This window comes from Streptomyces sp. NPDC020965 (assembly GCF_044333555.1).
Taxonomy (GTDB): Bacteria; Actinomycetota; Actinomycetes; order Streptomycetales; family Streptomycetaceae; genus Streptomyces.
On record NZ_JBIRRE010000030.1, the window covers coordinates 1 to 7,190 of the forward strand.

Here is a 7,190-nt window from a genome sequence, read left to right on the forward strand (position 1 = left end):
GAATGCGTTTTTGGATGGGTTGGCGGAGTATCGGCGGGGTCGTGGGTTGCCGGCTGTGTCGATCGCGTGGGGCCCGTGGGCCGACGGCGGAATGGTCGATGCCCAGGCGGAGCAACAATTGGAGCGCCGTGGGCTGAATTCGATGTCGCCTGAACTCGCCATCGCGGCGATGGAGCAGGCCATCGAGAGCGGGGATGCCAGCCTTACGGTTGCCGACGTCGACTGGGTGAAGTTCTACTCGGCATTCGCGTCGGCTCGCCCTCGCCCGCTGCTGCACGACATTCCGCAGGTCGCGGAATTCCTCGCGGAGACAGCAGCCGCCGAAAACAACACCCGTCAGGAGTCGGGACTCGCCGAACGGCTGGCGGGCCTCTCCGAGACGGAGCGGAACCGGTCCGTTCTTGAGCTGGTTCGATCCCATGCGGCCGGTGTGCTCGGCCATGCCAACCTGGAAGCGGTCGGCAGCGAACGTGGCTTCCTCGACATCGGGTTTGACAGCCTGACCGCCGTTGAGTTCAGGAACAGGGTCAGCAAGAGCACCGGCCTTTCGTTGCCGCCCACCCTTCTCTTCGACTATCCGAACGCGGCAAGCCTGGCGCGTCATATCGTCGGCCAACTGACGTCCTCCGACGCAAGTTCGATGCTCTTTTCCACGCTGGAGATGTTGGAATCCATGCTCCTCGACGAATCGGTAACGGATCAGATGCGCCTTGCGGTCAGACAGAAGATCGATCCGTTGCTCTCACCGACCCCTGCCATCACCAGCGATTCATCGGGCGAGAAGACGGCCGAACACTTCGACGGGCTGAGTCCGGACGAGATTTTCAAAATGATCGACGGATCTCTCGGCATCGACTCGTCGGACGCCGCGGACGCAGAGAGCGGGGAAGCCTGATGTCCAACGAGCAGAAGATGTTCGAGTACCTCAAGCGGACGATGGCGGAACTGGAGAACAGCCGCTCCCGGGTCGCTGAACTCGAAGGGCGCTCCGCCGAGCCCTTGGCAATCGTTGGTATGGCCTGCCGATACCCCGGTGGTGTGACATCGCCGGAGCAGCTCTGGAAGCTGGTGGCCGAGGGCAGGGACGGAGTCACCGAGTTCCCCACCGACCGTGGCTGGGACATCGAAAACATCTACAACCCGGACCCGAACCACCAGGGCACGTCCTACGCCTGCGAGGGCGGCTTCCTGCACGACGCAGGCGAGTTTGACGCGGGCTTCTTCGGGATCTCGCCGCGTGAGGCGCTGGCGATGGACCCGCAGCAGCGTCTCCTCCTGGAGACCTCCTGGGAGGCGGTCGAGAACGCGGGCATCGACCCACTGATCCTGCGGGGAAGCAGGGCCGGCGTATTCGTCGGCACCAGCAGCCAGGACTATGCGGTCACGGCCAATCAGGCTGCGGATGCCACGGACGGCTATCTGCTGACCGGCACCGCCGGAAGCGTCATATCCGGCCGGGTGGCCTATGTGCTCGGTGCCGAGGGGCCCGCCGTCAGCGTCGACACGGCGTGCTCGTCATCGCTGGTGGCGCTCCACCTGGCGATGCAGGCGTTGCGTAATGACGAGTGCTCGATGGCGCTGGTCGGCGGTGTGGCGGTCATGGCCACGCCGACGGGGTTTGTGGAGTTCAGCCGTCAGCGGGGTCTGGCTGCGGATGGTCGGTGCAAGTCGTTCGCGGCGGCTGCGGATGGTACGGGCTGGGCCGAAGGTGTCGGTGTGCTCGTGGTCGAGCGGCTGTCGGTGGCCCAGCGCCTGGGCCACCGGGTTCTCGCCGTGATTCGTTCCAGCGCGGTCAATCAGGATGGCGCCAGCAGCGGACTGACGGCGCCGAATGGTCCGTCGCAGCAGCGGGTGATTCGTCAGGCACTCGCGTCGGCCGGCCTCTCCACCGCCGATGTGGATGTGGTGGAGGCGCACGGTACGGGAACGAGTCTCGGTGACCCGATCGAGGCGCAGGCCCTGTTGGCCACGTACGGCCAGGGTCGGCCGAAGGGCCGGCCGCTCTTGCTGGGTTCGCTCAAGTCCAACATCGGCCATGCGCAGGCCGCTGCGGGCGTGGCGGGTGTGATCAAGATGGTGATGGCGCTGCGGCACGGTGTCCTCCCGGCGACGCTGCATGTGGACGAGCCGACGCCGCATGTCGACTGGACCAGCGGCGCGGTGGAGCTGCTGACGGAGTCCCGGCCGTGGCCCGAGACGGGTCGTCCGCGCCGGGCCGCGGTGTCGTCGTTCGGGATCAGCGGTACCAACGCGCACGCGATTCTGGAGCAGGCGCCGGAGGACGGCACCGCCCAGGTGGCCACCACGGACGGTGACTCCCTGGTGCCGTGGGTGCTGTCCGGCCGTGGTGCCGCCGGTGTCCGGGCGCAGGCGGCGCGATTGCGGGAGTGGCTGCTGGAACGCCCCGGGGCCCACCCGGCGGACATCGGCTCCTCCCTCCTCACCTCCCGGTCGCTGTTCGAGGACCGGTTGGTTGTGCTGGGGTCGCACCGGGATGTGCTACTCGACGCTCTGGCGGCGGTTGTTGAGGGTGCGCCGTGGCCGGGTGTGGTGGGTGGGTCGGGTGGTGGTGTGGTTGCTGATCGGGCGGTGTTCGTCTTTCCGGGTCAGGGGTCGCAGTGGGTGGGGATGGGGCGTGAGTTGTACGCGTCGTCTCCCGTGTTCCGGGCGCGGTTGGACGAGTGCGCGGCTGCGTTGGATCCGCTGGTGGAGTGGTCGCTGATTGATGTGGTACGGGGTGAGTCCGGGGCTCCTGGTCTGGAGCGGGTGGACGTGGTCCAGCCCGTCCTCTGGGCGGTGATGGTCTCCCTGGCGGCTGTCTGGGAGTCATGGGGTGTTGTTCCGGCTGCTGTGGTGGGTCATTCGCAGGGTGAGATTGCTGCCGCGTGTGTGGCGGGGGCGCTGTCGGTGGAGGATGCGGCGCAGGTGGTGGCGTTGCGGAGCCGTGCCGTGCGGGCGATGGCGGGCGACGGCGCGATGGTGTCCGTCGCGCTCCCCGCCGCTGAGGCTGAGGCGTTGACCGGGGACGGCGTGTCCCTGGCCGCCGTCAATGGACCCTCGTCCGTCGTCCTCTCAGGGGACCGGTCCGCCCTCACCCCCGTGGTGGAGGGACTGACTGCTCAGGGTGTGCGGACGAAGTGGGTGCCGGTGGACTACGCGTCCCACTCGGCCCATATGGACCGCATCCACGACGAGCTGCTGGAGATCCTGTCCGGGATCGAGCCCAAGTCCTCCCGTATCCCCCTCTACTCCACGGTGTCGGCCGAGGCCATCGACACATCGCGGATGGACGCCTCGTACTGGTTCGACAACATCCGGGGCACCGTCCGCTTCCACGAGACCGTCCAGGCCCTGATCACCGACGGACTGACCGCCTTCGTGGAGATATCCCCGCACCCCGTCCTGGCGATGAGTGTCCAGGACACCCTCGACCAGGCCGAGGCGAACGGCCTGTCCATCGGCACCCTGCGCCGCGACGAGAACGAACACGAGACCCTCCTCACCGCCGCCGCCCAACTCTTCGTCGCCGGCCTCCCCATCGACTGGCACACGGCGGCTTTCACCGGCCGGGAGACCCGCCGCGTCGACCTCCCCACCTACGCCTTCCAACGGGAGCGCTTCTGGCTGGAGGCCGGCACAGCGATAGCCGAGGTCGCCGCAGTCGACGGCGCAGAGGCACGCTTCTGGGACGTGGTCGAGCGCGGAGACGCCGAGGAATTGGCGGCGGCCCTCGCGACGGCAGGAGTGGACGCGTCGGTAGAGGCATTGGAGCCCGTGCTGCCCGTGCTCTCTTCTTGGCGGCAGGTCCAGCGCGCCCGTACCGCTGCCCAGTCCTGGCGCTACCAGGTGACATGGAAGCCGCAGACCGGCGCGGCGACGGATGGGAGCCTGTCCGGCACCTGGTTGGTCCTCGCACCCCAGCCGGGCAGCTTCGACGGACTCACCGCGGAGTGCGTATCGGCGCTGGAGGAGCGCGGCGCCACCGCCGTCGTCCTCCGCCCCGATGGCCCCGCAGTGGGTGACCGCGCGAGCTGGCGTGCCCTGCTCGACGGCGCACTGGCCGACACTCCTGATCAGCCGGTGTCCGGCGCCGTCGCCCTATTGGGCCTGGCCGAAGACCCGCTGACGGAGTTTCCCGTCGTCTCCGCCGGTCTCGCCGGGGTACTGGCCCTCGTCCAAGCCCTGGGTGACGTGGGCATTGAGGCCCCGATGTGGTGCCTAACCCAGGGTGCAGTCTCCGTCGGCCGGACAGACCCGCTCCGCCATCCCACTCAGGCGCTGGTCTGGGGCCTTGGCCGGGTCATCCCGCTGGAGGCTCCCCAGCGCTGGGGCGGTCTGATCGACCTGTCGGAGACGGTCGACCAGAGTTGCTGGGACCGAATCGGGTCCGCGCTGGCGGGTGACGGAGGCGAGGACCAGATCGCGATCCGTACATCCGGTACGTACGTCCGCCGTCTCGTCACCGCACCGGCGTCGGACCGTGCCACGTCCGGCGGATGGACGCCCGGCGACGGAACCGTACTGATCACCGGTGGTACGGGTGCGCTGGGCCGGCATGTGGCCCGATGGACGGCGAGTCGTGGCGCCCGGCGCCTGCTGCTGCTCAGTCGTAGCGGCCACCGCGCTCCCGAAGCCGAAACCCTGGTGGCGGAGCTGTCGGAGGCCGGGTGCCACGCGGATGTGGTCGCCTGCGACATCGCCGACCGCGACGCCCTCGCCACCGTCCTGGCCGCCATTCCCGCCGAGCACCCCCTGACCACCGTGATCCACACGGCAGCCGCGCTCGATGACGGGGTGATTGACTCCCTGAGCCCGAGCCGGATGGCGGCGGCGCTGCGTGCGAAGAAGGCCGGGGCGTGGAATCTGCACGAGCTGACCAGCGAGCTGGACCTCGCGCACTTCGTGTTGTTCTCGTCGTTCGGTGCGGTGGTCGGCTCGCCCGGTCAGGGCAACTACGCTCCCGCCAACGCGTACCTGGATGCCCTGGCCCAGTACCGCCGCTCCCACGGCCTGGCCGCGACCGCGATCGCCTGGGCGGCCTGGGCGGGTGACGGGATGGCCCGGGAGAGCGACACCTTCGACCGGTTCGCGCGGCACGGCGTTCCGCCGATGTCCCCGGAGCAGGCGCTGGAGGCCCTCGGGGTGGCGCTGGCCGGGGACGAGACCTGCGTCTCGATCGCAGACATCTCATGGAAGCAGTTCTGGACCGCGAACAACGCCGAGCGCGCCAACCTGTTCTTCAACGAGATCCCCGAGGTCCAGGCGCTGCTGGCAGAGCACGCCGCCACCACGGACTCCGGGTCCGGACTGGCCGCCCGGCTCGTCGGACTCGCAGGACCTGAGCGGCACCGTACGCTGCTGGATCTGGTACGGGGCCATGTCGCGGCGGTCCTCGGGCACAGCGGCCCCGAGAACGTGGCTGCGGGGCGGGCCTTCCGCGAACTCGGCTTTGACTCGCTCACCGCCGTAGAACTGCGGAATCGCCTCAACGCCGCCACCGGGCTCCAGTTGTCGGCCACCCTCGTCTTCGACTATCCGACACCGACGATCATCACGGAGCACCTGCTCGGCCAATTGCTCGGCGAGGGCGAGGGCGAGGGCGACGGTGAGGACGAGAATGGCGCTGTCGCTCGGCAGCGGCCTACGGCGGCACACGTCACTGACGAGCCGCTGGCCGTCGTGGGTATGGCCTGCCGCTTCCCAGGTGGGGTGGCAACCCCCGAACAACTGTGGCGGCTGGTCGCCGAGGGAGTGGACGGCATCAGTGGATTCCCAGTCGATCGCGGCTGGGACGAGCGGGCGCTGTTCGACCCCGATCCCGACAACCAGGGCACCACTTATGCCTGCGAAGGTGGCTTCCTGCACGACGCGGCCAAGTTTGATCCCGAGTTCTTCGGGATCTCGCCGCGCGAGGCATTGGCGATGGACCCTCAGCAGCGTCTTCTTCTGGAGACCTCCTGGGAGGCCGTGGAGAACGCGGGCATCGACCCGCTCACCCTGCGCGGCAGCGCCACCGGAGTCTTCGCCGGAGTCACCTACCACGACTACTCCGCCCGGTTGCGGTCGATACCCGAGGGCCTGGAGGGGCTGCTGAGCACGGGCAGCTCCGGCAGCGTGGTCTCGGGCCGAGTCGCCTATGTCTTGGGTCTTGAGGGTCCGGCGCTGACGGTGGATACGGCGTGTTCGTCGTCGTTGGTCGCGTTGCATCTGGCGGGCCAGGCCCTGCGGCAGGGTGAGTGCTCCATAGCGCTCGCCGGTGGCGTCACCGTCATGTCCACTCCGGGGACGTTCATCGGCTTCAGTCGTCAGCGGGGTCTGGCGGCGGATGGTCGGTGCAAGGCGTTCGGAGCGGCGGCGGACGGATTTGGCCCGGGCGAGGGCGTGGGCATGTTGGTCCTGGAGCGGTTGTCGGATGCCCAGCGTCTCGGCCATCCCGTCCTCGCTGTCATCCGGGGCAGTGCGGTGAATCAGGACGGTGCCAGTAATGGTCTGACGGCGCCGAATGGTCCGTCGCAGCAGCGGGTGATTCGTCAGGCCCTGGCCTCTGCCGGTCTCTCCACCGCTGATGTGGATGTGGTGGAGGCACACGGTACGGGAACGAGTCTCGGTGACCCGATTGAGGCGCAGGCCCTGCTGGCGACCTATGGTCAGGGCCGTCCCGAGGACCGGCCGCTGCGGCTGGGCTCGATCAAGTCGAACATTGGGCACACTCAGGCGGCTGCCGGTGTCGCCGGTGTGATCAAGATGGTGATGGCCCTACGGAACGGGGTCCTTCCGCCCACGCTGCATGTGGACGAGCCGACTCCGCATGTGGATTGGGCGAGCGGTGCGGTTGAGCTGCTGACGGAGGCTGCCTCCTGGCCCGAGGTGGACCGTCCGTGGCGCGCGGCAGTCTCCTCCTTCGGCATCAGTGGTACCAACGCTCACACGATCATCGAGCAGGCCCCCCCGGTGGAGGTCGGGGCTCCCGAGCCGGCCATGAAGGGCGATGTCCTGGTGCCGTGGGTGGTGTCGGGGCGTGGTGCGGACGCGTTGCGGGCGCAGGCCGCTCGGCTGCGGGAGTGGGTGCTTGAGCACCCTGAGCACCGTTTGGTTGATGTTGGTCATTCGTTGGTGGTGTCGCGGTCGGCTTTTGAGGATCGGGCGGTTGTTCTCGGTTCGGATCGCGAGGCGTTGTTGGATGGTCTGGC

The 7,190-nt window shown here is 68.5% G+C and carries 2 protein-coding genes; both read left to right on the forward strand.

Annotation, left to right across the window (positions count from 1 at the left end; all coding sequences use genetic code 11):
* On the forward strand, positions 1-895 hold an 895-nt coding region (locus ACH4S7_RS36445), incomplete at its 5' end, for a phosphopantetheine-binding protein (protein ID WP_398525730.1).
* 17 nt (positions 896-912) lie between these two features.
* Positions 913-7,190 (forward strand): type I polyketide synthase (locus ACH4S7_RS36450; protein WP_398525731.1); only part of this gene is annotated, 6,278 nt, incomplete at its 3' end.